This is a genomic window from Flavobacterium tyrosinilyticum (assembly GCF_023656565.1).
Taxonomy (GTDB): domain Bacteria; phylum Bacteroidota; class Bacteroidia; order Flavobacteriales; family Flavobacteriaceae; genus Flavobacterium; species Flavobacterium tyrosinilyticum.
Window position 1 is genome coordinate 512,993 of sequence record NZ_JAMOKG010000003.1, and the last position, 18,243, is coordinate 531,235.

The 18,243-nt window shown below is 33.9% G+C and carries 13 protein-coding genes; 9 read left to right on the forward strand and 4 right to left on the reverse strand.

All coding sequences use genetic code 11. The features are described 5' to 3' along the window. Window positions 1–12 precede the first annotated feature (12 nt). Entirely contained in the window at window positions 13–930 is a 918-nt protein-coding gene (locus tag NCC77_RS16585) for a PorP/SprF family type IX secretion system membrane protein (RefSeq protein WP_250836595.1), read from the reverse strand. Between the two features lie 1,209 nt (window positions 931–2,139). Between NCC77_RS16585 and NCC77_RS16590 the strand changes: the two genes are divergently transcribed. Next, window positions 2,140–4,533 carry an arylsulfatase gene (locus NCC77_RS16590; protein WP_250836596.1) on the forward strand — a complete coding sequence of 798 codons (2,394 nt, stop codon included), beginning with the start codon at window positions 2,140–2,142 and terminating at the stop codon, window positions 4,531–4,533. Window positions 4,534–4,922: 389 nt separating this feature from the next. Here NCC77_RS16590 and NCC77_RS16595 read toward each other — a convergent pair whose 3' ends face one another. Further along, on the reverse strand, window positions 4,923–5,786 hold the full coding sequence (locus tag NCC77_RS16595; RefSeq protein ID WP_250836597.1) for a CPBP family intramembrane glutamic endopeptidase: 864 nt from the start codon (window positions 5,784–5,786) through the stop codon (window positions 4,923–4,925). 77 nt (window positions 5,787–5,863) lie between these two features. Then, the gene (locus tag NCC77_RS16600; protein ID WP_250836598.1) at window positions 5,864–6,661 is read right to left on the reverse strand and encodes a helix-turn-helix domain-containing protein; all 798 of its coding nucleotides are present in this window, start codon (window positions 6,659–6,661) and stop codon (window positions 5,864–5,866) included. A gap of 579 nt (window positions 6,662–7,240) precedes the next feature. Between NCC77_RS16600 and NCC77_RS16605 the strand changes: the two genes are divergently transcribed. Beyond that, window positions 7,241–9,688, forward strand: a complete 2,448-nt coding sequence (locus NCC77_RS16605) for a TonB-dependent receptor (protein WP_250836599.1) — start codon at window positions 7,241–7,243, stop codon at window positions 9,686–9,688. Window positions 9,689–9,733: 45 nt separating this feature from the next. Next, window positions 9,734–10,840: a PepSY-associated TM helix domain-containing protein gene (locus NCC77_RS16610; RefSeq protein ID WP_250836600.1), complete on the forward strand. Its 1,107-nt coding sequence runs from the start codon at window positions 9,734–9,736 to the stop codon at window positions 10,838–10,840. A gap of 134 nt (window positions 10,841–10,974) precedes the next feature. On the opposite strand, the gene NCC77_RS16615 is transcribed toward NCC77_RS16610, so the two are convergent. Then, window positions 10,975–11,997, reverse strand: a complete 1,023-nt coding sequence (locus NCC77_RS16615) for a hypothetical protein (protein ID WP_250836601.1) — start codon at window positions 11,995–11,997, stop codon at window positions 10,975–10,977. 198 nt (window positions 11,998–12,195) lie between these two features. On the opposite strand from NCC77_RS16615, the gene NCC77_RS16620 reads away from it, so the two are divergent. From NCC77_RS16620 to NCC77_RS16645, 6 genes are all read left to right on the forward strand, one after another. After that, on the forward strand, window positions 12,196–12,711 hold the full coding sequence (locus NCC77_RS16620) for an RNA polymerase sigma factor (protein ID WP_250836602.1): 516 nt from the start codon (window positions 12,196–12,198) through the stop codon (window positions 12,709–12,711). Window positions 12,712–12,761: 50 nt separating this feature from the next. Further along, on the forward strand, window positions 12,762–13,661 hold the full coding sequence (locus NCC77_RS16625; RefSeq protein ID WP_250836603.1) for a FecR family protein: 900 nt from the start codon (window positions 12,762–12,764) through the stop codon (window positions 13,659–13,661). An 84-nt stretch (window positions 13,662–13,745) separates the two neighbouring features. Continuing rightward, on the forward strand, window positions 13,746–16,196 hold the full coding sequence (locus NCC77_RS16630) for a carboxypeptidase-like regulatory domain-containing protein (protein WP_250836604.1): 2,451 nt from the start codon (window positions 13,746–13,748) through the stop codon (window positions 16,194–16,196). 339 nt (window positions 16,197–16,535) lie between these two features. Beyond that, entirely contained in the window at window positions 16,536–16,940 is a 405-nt protein-coding gene (locus NCC77_RS16635; RefSeq protein WP_250836605.1) for a winged helix-turn-helix transcriptional regulator, read from the forward strand. Between the two features lie 29 nt (window positions 16,941–16,969). After that, window positions 16,970–17,362: an OB-fold putative lipoprotein gene (locus tag NCC77_RS16640; protein WP_250836606.1), complete on the forward strand. Its 393-nt coding sequence runs from the start codon at window positions 16,970–16,972 to the stop codon at window positions 17,360–17,362. Window positions 17,363–17,385: 23 nt separating this feature from the next. After that, the gene (locus tag NCC77_RS16645) at window positions 17,386–18,228 is read left to right on the forward strand and encodes a DUF5777 family beta-barrel protein (protein WP_250836607.1); all 843 of its coding nucleotides are present in this window, start codon (window positions 17,386–17,388) and stop codon (window positions 18,226–18,228) included. Window positions 18,229–18,243: the final 15 nt, after the last annotated feature.

Sequence of the window (18,243 nt, forward strand, 5' to 3'; positions counted from 1 at the left end):
GATGCCTTATTTTTAGAAGAAACGAGGGGTTGTCATTTTGCCTTTGTTGGAGAAGAATTCATAGCGCAGGAAGATCTCGTGCGAACCTGAATTGTAGTTGTTCAATTTGGTGGTTTCCCGATCGTAGCCATAGCCCAAATAAAGTCCGTCTGTGATCTGGAACCCGACCATAGCGCTTAAAGAAGCGCTCCATCTGTAGGCCGCGCCAATCATAAATTTATCATAGAACATAAAATTCGCAGAAACATCCACCTGCAATGGCGCTCCCTGAACCATTTTGGCTAGAATGGCGGGCTTGAATTTTATATACTGGTATTTGTCAAGATCGAATACGTAGCCTCCAATTAGGTAGTAGTTGATTCTGTCTTTATAGATGGCAACATCATTATCGTCGTAACGGTTTGTTTCAATAAAGTTTGGAACTGACAGGCCAATGTATGCTTTGTCGGAATGCCAGTAGATTCCAGCTCCGACGTTTGGAGAGAACTTGCTGTTCAAATCCTGAAACTGGGGATCGCCCTGATCTGCAGGATTTAGTTTGTTTACATCCAAATTGAAGATGTTTGCCGTTCCTTTGATTCCAAACGAAAGCTTAAAATCTGCAGAGGTCTGAATGGTGTAAGACAGATCGACTGAGATGTTGTTTTCATTGGTAGGGCCAATCTTGTCATTGACCAATGAAGCTCCGATGCCTAATCTGCTGTTGTTTATCGGCGTATTGATTGAGAAGCTGCTGGTCTCTGGCGCTCCATCAAGACCAACCCATTGGGTGCGGTAAAGGCCAAATACGCTAAATACTCCACGGGAACCTGCATAGGCAGGATTTATGGCTATTGTATTGTACATATACTGGGTGTACTGCGCATCTTGCTGTGCATAACCTGAACATGTAACTAACAGAATGACGAAGAAAAGTAATTTTGTTCTCATATTTTATATTTTATTTAAGGACGCAGGAACCATATTACGAAAACTAATGCTCCGTAAAATTTTTAACAGAATAATAGATTTGTTAAGTTGATAATATAAATCAGCATTTAATACCAATTTGGACAAACGCCTTTAAAAACTAAATTTCAGAGTGTAAAATGCGGTAGAGAATATTAAAGCGCACTGCTTTAATCGTAAGGCTGTTATAGGTTTTGGCTTATAGCAGATTCAAAATAGAAATACTTAAAAAAAAAGCAAGGAAAAAATATTGCAATTATTTTTGTTAAATTGGCGTAGAATAAAGTTTACAAAGGAATATTCTCCAACCTTAATCTATACAATAAGATAATTAAGATTGTGATTCTCATTTATTCTTTTAAATGAAAATCTGCAGCCAGCTAAATTCTATACTATTTAGAAAATTGCAATGCTACTATAGCGATAAAAAGTATCTCGCATAATAACTAGGCCATCCAAAAAACAATTCCTATACTTTTAAAAACACTAAGAGAATTAAATGCCTAACAAAAATATACAAAATATACTGAAAACCAACATCTTAACATTTTTTTTTATTTAATAAGTCTTTTTTATTTCTGACAAAACATACAAGTTCAAAAAATAAATGTTTGCAAAAAATGATAGTTGTATACCGCCAAAAAGTTCCAGTTTTCTATCAGATGATCCATCCGCATAACTCCAATTTTTAAGCCTATTTTTATATACAGCCTGATTGCTGTGGTCTAAAACGAGAATTATTTCTACGCTCATTTTATCTAAAACACTATTTCTCTACTATTCCCTTGCTTTTCCTCAAATAAAAAATTTTAGAAAGTAAAGATGATTAATTAATGGTTGTAAATTTATTTTAATATTACATCCTCCACTAACTGGCCAAAATCAGACTAAAAAAAATTACGACAATTGAAAACAGTCAAAAAGAAACTAACTAGAATTGCTGTCCTTTATGCCATAAAAATTTAAAATGTTTTTAAAGCTATTTCACAAGTTCTAGCTTTTATGGCAGAGTTGTGGCGCATAGCATTTTGAAAAAATAAAAAATGCAACAAAGTCAAAACCTACAAAAACTAGAATTGAGTATGTTTTAAAAAAACTTGGTTGCATGTTATAATATGCAACCAAAAGGGCTGTCCGTTTAATCTATATGATTCTAGAGATTAATTAATTTTAATAGCTAAATTATCTCCTATGAAAGCAAAATCAATTTATCCTCTATTGTTTATTCTCTGTATTTCAGCAATAACGATAGCGCAAAATCCGCCAGCAGATTTTAAAGGTGATATCAAACTAGATATCAGGGATTCAAAACCAGACTGGGATGCTTTTCTCTATTCTAAAGCTCCGAAAGATTCACCAAACGTATTATTTATACTCTATGATGACACAGGTCAGGCTACGTGGTCGCCGTATGGAGGACGGGTAAATATGCCTGTCTTAGACGGGCTGGCAGCGGATGGGCTAACCTATACGCAGTGGCATACTACTTCCGTTTGCTCACCTACACGCTCAACACTTCTTACAGGGCGCAACCATCATCAGAACGGCTATGGAACAATTGCTGAATCTGCAGCAGGATATCCTGGCTACAGTGGCCATATCCCACAATCAAATGCCACGATTGCCACAATTCTTCGTGATGCTGGTTACTCCACATTCTGGATTGGCAAAAATCATAACGTACCAGTTGACGCTTTTGGAATGGGCGCTTCTAAAAAAGATTGGCCTCTGGGACAGGGATTTGATCGCTATTACGGTTTCATTGGCGGGGAAACCAACCAATGGTATCCTGCGCTGACAGAGGATAACCATGCTATTGATCAGCCTTATTTACCAGACCAAGGATATCACTTATCAAAAGATCTTGCAGATAAAGCTATCCAATACATTAGTGACTCCAAACAGGCAAGTCCAGATAAACCTTGGTATATGTGGTACTGCCCAGGAGCCAATCACGCGCCTCACCATGCCCCTAAAGAGTATATTGATAAATACAAAGGCAAATTTGATGATGGATATGAAGCCTACAGGGACTGGGTGCTTAAACGCATGATTGATAAAGGTGTCCTTCCGAAAGATACAAAACTGACTCCTGAAAACCCAATGCCCGAAGGAACTTTCGCAGAGCAGGATATGGTGCGCCCATGGAATACACTTTCAGCCGAAGAAAAAAAGTTATTCTCTCACATGGCCGAAGTATTTGCAGGATATTCTGAATATACCGATGCTCAGATTGGCCGAGTAATTAAATACTTAAAAGAATCAGGGCAATATGAAAATACTCTAATTTTATATGCTGCAGACAACGGTGCCTCCGGTGAGGGAAGTCCAAATGGATCAGTAAATGAAAATTACTTCTTTAACTCCTATCCCGATGATGTAAAAGATAATATCGCTAAAATTAATAAATTGGGAACAGTTGATTCCTATAATCATTACCCTACGGGATGGGCAATGGCTTTTTCGGCGCCTTATAAAATGTATAAACGCTATTCAGGCTACAGCGGAGGAACTTGTGACCCGCTAGTTATCTGCTGGCCTAAAGGAATTAAAGCCCGCGGAGAAATGCGCAGCCAGTATTATCACTCAACAGATATAGTACCTACGATTTTAGAGGCTTGTGGTGTCAAAATGCCTGAATATGTCAACGGAATAAAACAAACACCTTTGGCTGGAGTTTCTATGATCTCAAGTTTTAAAGATGCCAATGCCCCCACTCAAAAGAAAGTCCAGTACTATGAGATGTTAGGAACAAGAGGGATATGGAAAGAGGGCTGGATAGCAACTGCTGTACATGGTCCACTTCCGTCTAATATAGGTAATTTCGATAAAGACAAATGGGAACTATACCACACCGATATCGATCGGTCACAGTCAAACGATTTAGCTTCCCAATATCCTGAAAAGGTAAAAGAAATGAAAAAATTATGGATGGACGAAGCTAAAAAAAACAATGTACTGCCACTCAACGATCTTTCTATTCTTGAATTTGTGAAAATTGAATATTATGTTGCTGTTCCTCCTGACGGTAAATATACTTACTATCCCAATACCAATTCAGTTCCAGAAGCAAATGCAGCATCAACTACTGGACGTTCATTTAAAATTTTTGCAGAAGTAGATTTAAAATCAGAAGCAAAAGGAGTTATTGTATCGCAAGGATCAAGATTTGGGGGCTATTCATTATACTTAAAAGATAAAAAAATAAATTTTGAATATAATTTCCTTGGGTTAGATCCCTTGCAAAAACTAAGCTATGCGATGCCAGCTGGTAAGCATATCATTGGAGTAGAATTTGTAAAAGAAAAGATGAGTCCAAAAGCAGAATGTCTGGGAACAATGAAACTGTATATAGATTATAAAGTCGTAGCGCAAGCGCCATTTCGTACGCAACCGCATAGATACTCATTAAATAGCGGCGAAGGACTTGCTGTCGGATATGATGTTGGTGATCCAGTAAGCAAAAACTATGGATACAAATTCCCCTTCGCGGGCGGTACAATAAAAAAAGTAACTTTTGATGTTTCTAATGACCAATATATTGATGTAGAAAAGGAATTTCAGAGAAAAATGAAAACAGAATAAAGACTGTAAACTTTCAAAGTAAAATCTATAGAAGAGATAAAATAAAGTATTTCAAAAAGACCTCCAGAATCATTTGATTTTGGAGGTCTATAATTTATTGTAGTTTCAAATACTATAAATAATTCTGAGCCTGCATCATTTAACGAGGATGAATCCTTTTGATTTTCCTGTACCGTTTAGAATTTAAAAAAAATGTTACTTTAATACAATCAGAATACTGCTAATTAAAGCTGTAAAAAATAATAAAATAAGTTTATTCATAAAGGATATGATAAATTAGCGGTAACAATAACCCGTATTAAATTATTGTTTTTATAATTAGGTAGGTATTTTAAAAGAAAGTCGTTAACACTTCCCATTCAAGCTGCTGCCCATAGTTTTTCAAATTTCTAATACCTTTTCCAATAAGGCTTTATTATTTTTCCGTTTTTCTGGCATAAAATCAGCAATAAGACGGTTGCAAGCGCACAGAAAAGTATTGCCTGAATTGATCCTTCTGGGCCAAATGCACCTCCAGTTATAAATTCTGGACCTTGTATCTTTGCTTCCAGTAAACTGCTTGTTTTCTCATTTCCAGATGTTACGGCTCCATAAATACCAGACTGCGTAAAATTCCAAGCAAAATGTAAAGCAATCGGCATCCATAAATTACGGCTGTAAATAAAAGCAGCACCCAGCATAAAACCCGCAGTTGTGATACATATTCCAGAAATTAATGTGCCGTGAGGATTTGCTAGGTGAAAAACGCCAAATAACACTGAAGAAATAGTAAGGGAAATGTAACTCCCTAATTTTTCTTCTACAATTCTAAATATAATACCGCGCACTAATATTTCTTCAATAATGGCAACTGTAAACATTATGGCAAAAGGAATCAGGATAAACGATACAGGGTTGATCTTTAAAACGCTGTAATTTCCGTTAAGATACATTACTAAAATAGTAAACGACTGCAAAACAAAACCAGTCAGAACCCCAATGGTTAGATTTTTTACAAGTCCTTTTACCGCAAATTCCGTTATGCTTCTTTTATCGTATTTCTTAAAGAAAAGAGTATAGCTGCAAATGCATGCTGAAGAAACAAAAAGACCTTTTAAAAGGTTTCTGTAGTCTTTATCAAGCGATGTTAAGGATAGTAATTTTACTGCAATCTGCTGACCGATAATAACAACCGCCATGAAAGTAAGTAAAGCAAGAATAATTTTGACTACAGGAAAATTGAATATTTTTTGTTTTCTGGTAAGGGTTTCCATTTGATTTATTTTATAATTAATGATGAGGCAAAAGTATCCCGCATTAAAAACAAAAAATAGAATGAAATTTGCCTCTATTATAATTTTTGAAATTGTTTAGGCAAAAATCCGGTTTGCGCTTTAAAAGTTCTTATAAAATGGCTTTGATCTGCAAATCCGCATTCAAACGCAATTTCGGTTAGATTAATTTCGTTGGATTGTACCAGCGATAGCGAACGATTAATTTTAATTCGACGCATGTATTCGCCTAAAGTACAGCCAAAATATTTAGGAAAATGTTTTGAGATCGTAATTGGGTTTAATTGTAAAACTTGTGCCAGATCCTGTAAGTTTGGGTTTTCATTCCAGCAGTCGTTCAGCAGTTCATTTAAACTTTTTACCCAAAACGGACTTTTTTCAAATCGCTCCAAATGCTCATTAGCATTGGATAATTGGGCAAACAGCATTTTAATCGTATCACTGGAAAACGGATCAGGAGCCTGGGTTTCTTTAAAAATTTTCAGAATCAAAAATTTGGCTAATGCACTGTTCTGAATCGATTTTTCAATCACAGCTTCATTAATCTCAAGATCTTTGAAAAGATTTTCTTCGATTTCTAAATTAATATTTTTTGAAGGAAAAATCGTTTTTTGGTTCAAATGCAGTTCATCGCTGTGGTAAAATAACAAAGAACCAGAACCAACAGTTTCAGTAAAGTGTTTTCTTTTCTCAGTTGTTCCTCCTTTTAAGAATAGCGTTATGTGTGCATTATTATGAGAGTGCCATCCCTCATAAACTTTATTATTATACTCTGTTTCAACAACGGATATGCCTTGATTCGTATTAAATATATTTTTAGTACTACCTAAATATTTTTCCCTATCCAGCTCAAACATATATATTACCTGTTTTTAATAATTTATTGAACAATCAAATATACTGTAAATCTTTACAGAAATGATTGAGTAAGCTAATTTCGCGCAATATTTCTACGCAATAAAAAGATTAACCCTAACGGACTTGACACTATCAAAAAAAAAATAACTGGCATCCTTATGTTATACTTTCTGTATATTAAAATTAAAGCAGACATTCAAAAAATGACTTTTTTTAAAGTAAGATGGTAAATGCTTTATTAAAATTCAGTTACTAAAAGGTAACTACTTTTGGTCTTTGTTTTAAGATTTTCATTTTAAAAATTGTCGAAATTATTTCTTTGATTATTAAAATAAAAAATAAGGTTTCTCTACATCATAAACCACCTTAAATACTGAAAATAAAACAATTAAACCTTAAAAGAAAGATCAATTTAATTAATACCCTTTGTTTTAAGTAGGATAAAAATAAAAAAATAGAGTTACTAAAAAATCGGATTACAAATAGTGAATTTACTATTTAAAAATTTATGCCAAAGAATGTTATTTGTATTTAGTCTAAATAATATTAGATTTGCAACCTAAATATAAATAACCGCCATGAAATTAAATTTCTCATTATTATTACTGCTTGCCTTTATAAATATTGGTTTGGCACAAAATGCTACAATTACTGGAAAAATTGTTTCCGAAAATAACGAAGCTGTCTCTTATGCTTCTATATCTATAAAAAGCCTTAAAAAAAATACTATTTCTGATGACAAGGGAAATTTTGAAATTACCAATCTTGCTTCTGGAAACTATATTGTATCTATCTCTGCAATGGGATTTATAATTGAAGAAAAAAATGTTGAACTACATGAAAATGAAAATATTGATATTTCCATTACTTTAAAAGAAAACATCAATACGTTGCAGACTGTAGAGATTACAGGACGAAAAGAAAAATCTTATCGAAATACAAAATCTTTTATTGGCGCTAAAACAGAAATCGCTTTAAAGGACTTACCTCAGGCCGTTTCTTACGCTACCAAAGAATTAATAGCAGATCAAGGCGCAATTCGTGTTGGCGAAGTGGTAAAAAATTTCAGCGGGGTAAGCCAGTTTACTTTTTACGACGATATCTCCATTCGAGGCTTTAGAATAAACGGAGGAAGCAATACGCAATTGCTAAATGGTATGAGAACCTCTACAGGGTTTTGGAAACAGCCTCTAGCAAATTATCTGGAGCGTGTTGAAGTTTTAAAAGGACCATCATCTGCTTTGTTTGGAAATGCTTCTCCTGGAGGGGTTTTAAATCGTGTGACTAAAAAGCCATTAGATCAGGCAGCAAATAGCGTGAGTTTTTCTACCGGAAGTTTTAATACTTTAAGAGCTTTAGCTGATTTTACAGGGCCTTTAACCGAAGATAAATCGCTTTTATACCGTTTGAATTTAGGTTACGAAAATGCCAACTCATTCAGGGATTTGCAATATGACAAAAATATTGTTGTAGCTCCTTCCCTTTCTTTTCTTCCGAATGATAAAACGAGCGTAAATTTTGATTTGATCTACAGCAGTTCCAATGGAAATCTAGACCGTGGGCAGTCTACTTACGAAGACAACCTCTATTCTACAAAAACTTCAAATTCATTAAACTCAACAAATGATTATTTAAAAGAGGAAACCTATATCGTTACGACCTCTTTAAATCACAAGTTTTCAGATCGATTATCGTTTTCAGGATCTTACATCAGAACGGGCTATAATGAGGATCTCTTAGAGCACCGAGGTGCCAATAAATATGCTTCTGCTGGAGACGGATCGACAATTCCAACCGCAATTGAAATGCAGGTTTTTCAGCGTAAACGCAAACGCTACATTGATAATCTTTCTACTTTCTTTAAATATGAGGCCAAAACAGGTGCTTTAGACCATAATTTAATTGCTGGTTTTGATTATGCTCAGGAGGAAGTTCCCGCAGGTGGATCGCAATTAACGGCAAGCGGTTACAGAAATGCTGCCAATAATGGCTTTATCGCGACTTATAATCCTGCAAATAAAGCGAATTATTTATTGGATTCTAAAGGAAATCCAGTGCCCAACGTAGCTCATTTTGATTTGACTAATCCATTTGCATCGCAGCAATTAAAAGATATGAGCAAATATTTTTATGTAGCGCGCCAAGTTGATCCAACCTATTATTCATTGTATGGCGTTTATATTCAAGACCATATTAAATTTGGTGCTTTTCAGGCTTTAATTGGTATCCGTTATGACGAATATTCAGATAAAGTAAATTACAAAAAAGCCACAGAAACAAAAGTAAAACAGCATTCGTTTTTACCTCGCTTTGGTCTTACTTATACACTTAATCCAAACATCAACTTATACGGAACTTATGTTCAGGGTTACAATCCTCAAACGGCATCTACGCTGGCAAATCCAAATTCGGGAGGTCCATTTAATCCGTTAGAAAGCAATATGGTTGAATTTGGAGGGAAATCATCTTGGTTCAAAGAAAAACTTTTTGTGACTGTTGCGTTATTCAAAATACAGCAAAAAAACACGTTATATCCTGCTAATGATCCGTCAAATCCCGATTTAATGAGATCGATTGGTGAAGAGGAATCTAAAGGTATCGAAATTGATTTGAATGGAAATATTACGCGCAATTGGAGTATTTCTGCCGCTTATAGTTATAATGAAGCTTTTATTACAGAAAGCCCGATTGAAGTTGAAGTTGGAAGACAAAAAGCAAATACTCCAAGGCAGCAGGGTAATATTTGGACTCGTTATAATTTTACAAATGGCGCTTTAAAAGATTTTGGAATTGCAATGGGATCTAATTTTGCGACAACACGAACCATGAGCCAGACTACTACAGAAACTCTTCCTGGATATACCTTGTTTAATGCTGCTTTTTATTACAATATCAATAAGTTCAAAATTCAGCTGAACGCGAATAATATTCTAAACAAAACCTATTGGGTTGGAGGGTATGATTATATCCGTTTGTTCCCTGGAGCACCTTCTAACTGGCTTTTAACTCTTGGCTACTCCTTTTAAAAAAGCTTTAATTATATTTGAAAATATTTTTCGCAGCCTCTTTACATGAATAAAACATTTAAAAAAAATATTGGCTTTTTACATTTATGGCTCGGACTCACGTCCGGGCTTATTGTATTTATTGTAGCCCTTACTGGAAGCATATTAGTTTTTGAAGAAGAAATTGACGCTTTTATCAATCCTGAATTTTATAAAGTTTCGACCATCGGCACAAAAAAAATGCCTGCTGACCTTTACGTTAATTCTATTACGAAACAATATGGCATTACAGAATTAGACCGAATTCAAACGTATGAAGATCCGGCAAGAACAGTAATTATTTCTGGAACAGATACTGATAAAAAAGATCAGATTTTCTCCGTAGATCCGTATACAGGAAAAGTATTGGCAACCATTCCTGAAAAAAGCAGGTTTTTCTCTGTAGTACTAGATCTGCATCGTCATTTGATCCTAGGAGAAGTTGGAAAATTTATTACAGGCTGCAGCTGTCTTATTTTTGTTTTTATGCTGCTTTCGGGGCTAATTTTATGGTGGCCAAAAAAAATAAAAAACTTAAAGCAGAGATTGACTGTAAAATGGAGTGCTTCTTTTAAAAGAGTTAATTGGGATTTTCATTCGAATTTTGGTTTCTACAGCTTTCTATTTCTTCTGATCATATCCTTGACCGGATTAACCTGGTCTTTCAAATGGTTTGAAAGCGGTATCTATTTACTCGCAGATGGAACAGCAAAAAAACCTTCGGCTAAAGTTGAAAATCCGACAAAAGTGGATCCAAAACTGGATAAAACTTTTTTCTATCAAAATATACTTTCAAAAACAGAAAACATCTATAAATACAAAGGAGATACGCAGATTAGAATTCCTTCTGATACCATAAACAGTATTATGGTTATTAAATTGAATCTTGAAAAATCTATTCCGAATATTTCAAGTATGGCTTATTTTGATAAATACACGGGTAAGCTTTTGAGAATAAAACCTTATGAATCCTTTAGCAATGGCGATAAAGTACGACGCCTAATTTATCCAATTCACACGGGCAGCATTTACGGGTATCCAACCAAAATTCTAGCTTTTTTTGTTTGTTTATTTGCAGCAACATTACCCATTACGGGACTTCTTATTTGGTTGGGAAGAAAGAAAAAAAAGTGATGTTCTGGGTATTATTTTTAAACACATAGAAACATAGAATTGAGATGCTTAAAAAAGGCGTTTCACTTATTTAAAACAAACATAGTTAGCAATTTACAAATCTCTAAGTAAAACAAAAAAGTGGATTTGGAGATTTACTTTTTTTGAAAATAGAGATAATTTGTCGTTGTACCTGTATCTCGCAATCGTATCTGAGAATTATTAAATTCAAACAGCTTCCAGTTGAAATTTAATTTAGAAAGCACTCCCGTATTAAAAATTACTTTAACTTCTGTTACTCCGCTTTGAACAGAACTTTCCCACTGTCCCGTTTCTGAAACTCCACTTTTGGTGGCAACTACAGATTGATCGGTTTTAAATACAAATGTGTAGTCGCTGTAATTTGAAGTTTTTACTGTACCATCGTAAAAATAAGGTATTTCCCAAGAACCTTTTGTAATGGTTGCAGCAAAATCTAGTGTCACAAGGTTATTGTCTGGGCAATAATCTATGGCATATTTTATAGCGTTTTCGAAATCCTGATTATTTGAAATCGTTTTTGTCTGATTATTGTAATCCGCAATTGTGATAGGATATTTTAGAGAAATGTACTGGCTTTCATTTAAATTTTTAATGAAATTAAAAAAGGCCTGATCACTTACTATTAATTGAGAACTCGCTGCTTGATTGAGGCTGTTATAGCTATTGATTGTTATGGGATAATTGATATTCAGACCGTTGATTTTGGATAAAAGATCTGGATAGAGATTCCAGTAATCGATTAAAGAATCAAAATCTGCCTGATTTGGAATCAGTTTTTCGATGTAATTATAATAAACCATCGTTACAGGAAAATCTATTTTTACAATATCATCATCATAATTGCTTGCGTTGATATTATCCAAAACTTTTTGATAATCGGCAGTTGCGTTTACTGCAATCTGCTCATTATTTACCGTAACGGTATAAGGGAGCTTTATAGTACAATAACTAGATCCGTCAATCATATTATCCTGTACAGTTCTAACCATAGCAACCCTTTGCAAATAAGTTGTAAGCGGAGAAACAGTAGTAATGGTTCCCTGCGAATTATTGTTTTGCTCGTCTACTTCACTTTGACAGGAAAACAGTAACAATAGGAAAACTGCAAGTGATAAATATTTTTTCAAAAGGAACATATTTATGTTTTTACAAAGGTAATAAATTTTAAAAGAAACTGTTTTTTAATAACCTAACAGCAAGGCTTGATAATTTTCATCTATACTAAATTATCAAAAACCAATAGCATTTTATTCTTCTATAAAACAATCATCTCTACTTTTACCCTACTTAAATTAAAAACAAATACTTTTACGCTGAAAAAATTGAAACTCTAAATGCCAGATCAAAACCAATCTAATACTTGTGATGAAATCATTTTTTCGTCTTTCTTCAAAAGTCATGTAAAAGCACTTCGGAATTTTCTTTTTTACAAATTTGGAAACGCAGAACAAGCAGAAGATATAACTCAGGAAGCATTTGTAAAGCTTTGGCAGAACTGTGCTTCTGTACCTTTAGAAAAAGCAAAATCATACCTTTACACGATCGCAAATAACAGCAGTCTCAACCAGATTGCGCACCAGAAAGTGGTTTTGAGATATGAAAAAAACTTCACTGGTCTGGACAAGACCAATGAGAGTCCGGAATATCTTCTGGAAGAAAAACAATTTCAGGCAAAACTTTTAAAAGCCATCGAAAACTTAAACGAAAAACAGCGCACTGCCTTTTTAATGCACAGAATTGATGGCAAAAAATACAGTGAAATTGCTATAGAACTTAACATTAGCGTAAAGGCAGTAGAAAAACGCATCCATTTGGCCCTGTTAAGCTTACGTAAAGAAATTGATTTATAAAAAGTAGGGTAAATTTAATTCTAATTGTTTTAATTAAATAATACGATAAAATGAAAAAAGATCGCTTATTGGCAAAATGGCTCAACGACGAATTATCTCCGGATGAATTGGCCGCATTTGAGGCAAGCCCCGATTTTGAAAAATACCAAAAGATAAAAAACTATACCGCTCATCTAGAAACAGGCGATTTGGATGAAAATGCTATGTTATCGAATATTTTAAGCCAGAAAAAAACAGCGCTAAAAGTAATTCCTTTATATAAAAAATGGATGTTTAGAGCTGCCGCCATATTCGTTCTCGCCCTCGGAATTACGTTTGCGATGAAAGTTTTTGTACCTCAAACCGAAACTGCCGATTTTGGAAAAAAGACCGCTTTTTCATTACCCGATAATTCTGAAGTGGTTTTAAATTCAGGTTCTGAAATACACTATAAAAAGTGGAATTGGAACAATAACAGAAATTTGGAACTCAAGGGAGAAGCTTATTTTAAAGTTGCAAAAGGCAGAAAATTTGAAGTGCAGACCAATCTTGGAAAAGTAACGGTTTTAGGAACGCAGTTTAACGTTAAAGCCAGAAAGAACAGGTTTGATGTCGTGTGTTACGAAGGCCGCGTCAAAGTCAATTATGGCAACTCTGAAATTCTATTAACTCACGGACAAAGCGTTCGATTTGAAAATGGAAAACAGGCAAAAAGGACTGTAAACTCGTCACAGCCAGAATGGATGGATAACCAGATCTGTTTCTATAAAGAAAACATACAAACTATTTTAGATGAAGTTGAAAGGCAATACAATATTAAAATCGATTTAAATGCCAAAGACACAATCTCCCTGTTTACAGGAAAATTGCCAGCAAAAGATCTAAATACAGCTTTGCAGATTATTAGTACAACTTATCATTTAGAAGCTAGAAAAGTTTCGAACAACAAAATAATTTTTGACGAAAAATAAATGTTCCGCCCCAAACAATTTCATTTTTTGTTTTTTCTCTTTTTTCTTGTCCTGAATATTTTTGCTCAGGACAAAGGAAAGATTGTGCCTTTTAAAAAAATAATAATTGATATTGAAGAACAACATGGCGTAAGTTTTAATTATACCGAAGAAAATATTGAAGGTCTCGAATTAAATCCTCCCAAAAAATCATTTTCATTAGAACAAAAATTGGAATATCTCGAAAAAAGAACCCATTTATCTTTTGAAAATATAGGCAACAAATTCATTAATATCTATAAAAAGGATACTATTTCAAAAATGATTTGCGGTTATGTTTTATCTTCTATAGATAAAAAGCCACTTGAAAATGCTAACATCAGTTTAAATAATAAAAGTCACTTTACTACTGACTCAGAAGGTTATTTTGAGTTTAATAAAGAAAACAAAAACACTTTTGTTATTAGTCACGTTGGTTTTGCTTCAAAAAGAATTACGGCAGGAAATACAAAGGTTAAAGACTGCATTCAAATCCTGTTAGAACCTGAAATTACAGAATTGCACGAAATTAAAACGAATGCCATTTTAGCTTCGGGCATTTCAAAAAACACTGATGGATCTCTAGAAATTAAGCCTAAAAAATTTGGTATCCTTCCCGGCCTTATTGAACCCGATGCGTTGCAGACCATGCAGCAAATTCCGGGTGTAAACAGTTTGGATGAAAGTGTATCCAGCATCAACGTTCGCGGTGGTACGCACGATCAGAATTTATTTTTATGGAATGGAATACGAATGTTTCAAACAGGACATTTTTTTGGTTTGATATCTGTTTTTAATCCAAATCTGGGGCATACCATTTCCATCTATAAAAATGGAAGTTCTGCCTTTTACGGAGAAAGCGTTTCAAGTGTCGTCGCGATTTCTTCTACTCCAGAAAAAGCAGAAAAAAACTCATTTAGCGCGGGAATCAACATGATTAATGCTGATGTGTATGGAAAGTACAATCTTTCTAAAAAAAGTTATATCGAAATTTCGGCGCGCAAATCGATTACCGATTTTGTAGAAACTCCTACTTATAAAGAATATTTCAATAAAGTATTTCAAAATACTACCATTACCGATTTTTCGCAGAACCAAAATCTTAATTATAAAAGTGATAAAAAATTTGGCTTTTATGACGCTACTGTAAAATACGCGCAAAAAATAGGGCTCAAAGATCAAATCATACTTGATTTAATAACGATAAAAGATAATCTGGAAGTTACTAAAAGTGCTGCTTCATACAATATAAACAAATCGCAAACCAATATTTTACGCCAGCAGAACTACGGTGCAAATTTGTCATGGAAAAGAAACTGGAATAACTTCAACACGACCAAAATTAATGTTTACAATTCTTCGTATGAACTTTTGGCTAATCAAAATACAACTTATGAAAACCAAACTGTAGTTCAGGAAAATACGGTAAATAACAATGGAGTTAATTTAGAAAACAATCATATTCTAAACTCTAAATTTAGTTTCAGCGACGGATATCAATTTAATGAAATTGGCATTACTAATTTAGAGCAGGTAACTAATCCTGATTTTTATCGTAAAGTAAAAGACGTATTACGAACTCATGCTTTAATTGTAGAAGGAAAATATAACGATACCATTTCCCGAGTATATTTTAAAGGCGGAATGCGGCTTAATTATATTGAAAAATTCAAAAAATATATTGCAGAGCCAAGAATTCAATTCGGTTATGGACTTAGCAAAAGTGTAAATTTAGAACTTCTCGGCGAACTCAAAAGTCAAAACTCCCAGCAGATTATTGATCTTCAGAAAGATTATTTTGGCATAGAAAAAAGACGCTGGATTGTCTCGAATAATGGCACAATTCCTATTCAAAGGAGCAGACAGCTGTCTTTAAATTTGTTTTATCAAAAGAACAACTGGCTTTTGGATATTGAAAACTTTTATAAAAAAGTAACCGGAATAACAACCTCTAGCCAAGGTTTTCAGAATCAGCTGGAATTTGTCAGAACTACAGGAGATTATGAAATCTGTGGAACAGAAATGTTGGTTCAGAAAAAAATAAACCACTTTCTTACGTGGTTAAGTTATACTTACAATGAAAACAATTATCATTTTACTAATTATGAATATCCTCGTTTTCCAAACAACTTTGAACTGACACATACTTTATCGTGGGCGGCAATTTATGAGAAAAACAATTTCAAGATTGCTTTAGGAACAAAATGGACTTCAGGAAGACCAAAAACATCTCCAGATTTATCTCAAATTGATCTTTCTGATCCTGTATTGGTTTATAACAAACCAAACAACAGTAATCTGCATATGTTTTCGCAGGTTAATCTTTCTTCAACTTACAAATGGGAAACCGAAAGCGGAATTCAATACAAAATAGGAATCTCAATCTTAAATATCCTAAACAGAAGAAATGAAATCAGCGAATATTACAGAATTAATTCTTTAACCAATTCTATAGAAGAAGTGGACACTTTTTCACTGCAAAGAACTCCAAATCTGAGTTTTAGAGTTTCATTTTAACCCGTTGGGTACAATTAATTCAAACACATAGAAACATAAATTTAGGATACCGACAAAGGCGTTTCACTTTATTAAAACAAGCATAGTTGGCTATGTGTTAGAAACTGGTTTCTTTTTAATCCCTTTTTTTAAAACAAAATCTATGTTTCTATGTGTTGAATAAAAAAAATGAATTACACCCAATGAGTTCATTTTAATATCGTTGCTGCAAGAGTTTTTAAAGCTCTCATTCTACATTTTTATTTTTTTTTTTCAAAAAATCACAATTCTTTGGTAGGGTAATCTTTACTAAGGCTGTTTCACTATAGAATCATCATTTGATTTGAGACAGTTTTAAGTATGAATACACCAGAAAATGCAACATCCAATAAACGGCAGATCAGATTTGCATCAAAATGCAAATCTGAAATAGTGCCCATCATGGATGCTCTTTACATCATTAACGGAAAATGGAGAATTCCAATAGTCCTGACGCTTATGGAAGGCAACAAACGGTTTTCTGAAATTAAAAAAGAAGTGCAGAAAATCACATCCAAAGTTTTAGCCGAAGAGTTGAAAGAACTGGAACTAAACGGATTTGTCGAAAAGAAAACGGATGATCAAAGCCGCGGTAAAACCGAATATCAATTAACCAATTACAGTTCATCACTTGAGCCTATTATCAAATCATTACGGGATTTTGGCATTCAGCATCGAAAAAAAATACGGGATGAAGGCCATCAGGCAAAAAAAAACGCTGACTGATTATTATTTATCACCAATACAAACCAAATATGAAAAGAAAAAAAATAGCAATTGTAACCGCAGTATTATTACTAATCGTTTCTGCTGGCATCTACTTTTATTATGGAGTTGTCTTTAAAGAAGCCCGTAACATAGCATCTGAAGCTGCAGATTTTAGCGTAACGGCCAAAAAACTTCTTGAAGATTATAACGCAGATCCTAAAAAAGCAGATTCACTATACCTCAACAAAACTATTGAAATAACAGGTAAGGCAACCAAAGAAACCGATTCTGTAATTATACTTGAAAATACTGTCTTCTGTCTTTTCAAAGAAAAATTGAAAAACAAAATGACCAACAATAAAATGACAATTAAAGGCAAATGCATTGGATATGACGAACTGTTTATGGAAGTCAAAATAGACCAATGCACTGTTAAATAAACCAAACAAATAACAATTAATTTATGAAGAAAATTTTAGTTCCGTTCTGCCTGTTTTTAGTTACAATGGCTTATTCTCAGGATGATTTATTGAAGAGTCTTGATTCTACACAAACAGAAGAAAACTATTCTACAGCTACTTTTAAAGCTTTACAGCTGGTAACCTTACAGACCACAAAAATGCCTGCTAAAAAAGAGTTTTATTTTGTGGTTTCGCATCGTTTTGGTACTGTAAAAGATGGCTTTGACAGTTTTTTTGGTCTTGACAATGCAACCACAAAACTTGGAGGAATCTATGGTGTTACAGATTGGTTATCAGTCAACCTTTCGAGACATACTTTAAATAAAATGTATGAAACCGGATTGAAGTACCGAGTAGCAAGACAAAACGATAATTTTCCGCTGGACATTGTTGGGTATAGTGTTGCAGATATTAATACTTTTTTAGAAAAAGACCAATATCCGGGTTTAGAATTTAAACATCGTATGACGTATGTGCAGCAGGTTTTAATATCTAGAAAAATCAGTGAAAAATTCTCATTAGAATTAGTACCGTCTTTTATACACAAAAACCTTTACAGTCCCGATATCGAAAGAGACAATCAGTTTTCTTTTGGAGGTGGCGGACGGTATAAAATCACGAAAAGATTATCTGTCAATTTAGAATACATGCACAATTTTGACAAACCTGACTTTTATAAAAATCCATTGTCTGTAGGTCTTGATGTGGAAACAGGCGGACACGTTTTTCAATTAATCTTTACCAATTCACAATCTATGAGTGAGAGCGGATACCTTACCAATGCTTCTGGCGACTGGGGTAAAGGGGATTTCTTCTTTGGCTTTAACCTATACAGAGTTTTCTAACAATTAAAAACAATA

Coding starts and splice junctions, on each gene's coding strand:
- NCC77_RS16585 (WP_250836595.1), bottom strand. CDS start 930: ATGAGAACAAAATTACTTTTCTTCGTCATTCTGTTAGTTACATGTTCA.
- NCC77_RS16590 (WP_250836596.1), top strand. CDS start 2,140: ATGAAAGCAAAATCAATTTATCCTCTATTGTTTATTCTCTGTATTTCA.
- NCC77_RS16595 (WP_250836597.1), bottom strand. CDS start 5,786: ATGGAAACCCTTACCAGAAAACAAAAAATATTCAATTTTCCTGTAGTC.
- NCC77_RS16600 (WP_250836598.1), bottom strand. CDS start 6,661: ATGTTTGAGCTGGATAGGGAAAAATATTTAGGTAGTACTAAAAATATA.
- NCC77_RS16605 (WP_250836599.1), top strand. CDS start 7,241: ATGAAATTAAATTTCTCATTATTATTACTGCTTGCCTTTATAAATATT.
- NCC77_RS16610 (WP_250836600.1), top strand. CDS start 9,734: ATGAATAAAACATTTAAAAAAAATATTGGCTTTTTACATTTATGGCTC.
- NCC77_RS16615 (WP_250836601.1), bottom strand. CDS start 11,997: ATGTTCCTTTTGAAAAAATATTTATCACTTGCAGTTTTCCTATTGTTA.
- NCC77_RS16620 (WP_250836602.1), top strand. CDS start 12,196: ATGCCAGATCAAAACCAATCTAATACTTGTGATGAAATCATTTTTTCG.
- NCC77_RS16625 (WP_250836603.1), top strand. CDS start 12,762: ATGAAAAAAGATCGCTTATTGGCAAAATGGCTCAACGACGAATTATCT.
- NCC77_RS16635 (WP_250836605.1), top strand. CDS start 16,536: ATGAATACACCAGAAAATGCAACATCCAATAAACGGCAGATCAGATTT.
- NCC77_RS16640 (WP_250836606.1), top strand. CDS start 16,970: ATGAAAAGAAAAAAAATAGCAATTGTAACCGCAGTATTATTACTAATC.
- NCC77_RS16645 (WP_250836607.1), top strand. CDS start 17,386: ATGAAGAAAATTTTAGTTCCGTTCTGCCTGTTTTTAGTTACAATGGCT.